Origin of the sequence: Massilia genomosp. 1 (assembly GCF_011682185.1) — a bacterium.
Lineage (GTDB): Bacteria > Pseudomonadota > Gammaproteobacteria > Burkholderiales > Burkholderiaceae_D > Telluria_A > Telluria_A rubra.
In genome coordinates, this window is sequence record NZ_WHJF01000425.1 from 1 (window position 1) to 386 (window position 386).

The following is a 386-nucleotide window of genomic DNA, read 5'->3' on the forward strand; positions in this document are numbered from 1 at the left end:
TCTGCACCACCGTCTTGGTCCGGTTCGCCCCAATCGTGATGGTCTCGTTGATCCCCACATCTTCGGTGCGGTTGTCGCCGATGCTGATGGTCTCGTCGTGATCGACCCGCTCCTTGCGGTTGTTGTGCACCGTAATCGTTTCATCGCGGTCCACCGTCTCCGTGCGGTCTCGCTTGACGAGGGTGGTCTCATCCCGGTCGATGGTCTTGCGGCGATCGTTCCCAACCCACTTGTCCTCGTCGTGCTCGACCTCGGTCAACTGGTCTTTCTCGGCATGCAGCCACAACTGTTCCTGGCCCTTTTTATCCTCGAAACGCAAGGCATTGGCGGTGTTGTAGTTGCCTTTCGGCGTGGAACGCGTCAGCACGCCGCTCTGGGTCTTGTTC

General features: G+C 59.3%; 1 protein-coding gene. It reads right to left on the reverse strand.

Translation table 11 applies throughout. From position 1 onward, the window contains the following. Nucleotides 1-386 (reverse strand): bacteriophage T4 gp5 trimerisation domain-containing protein (locus tag F1735_RS34350; protein ID WP_445081582.1); only part of this gene is annotated, 386 nt, incomplete at both ends.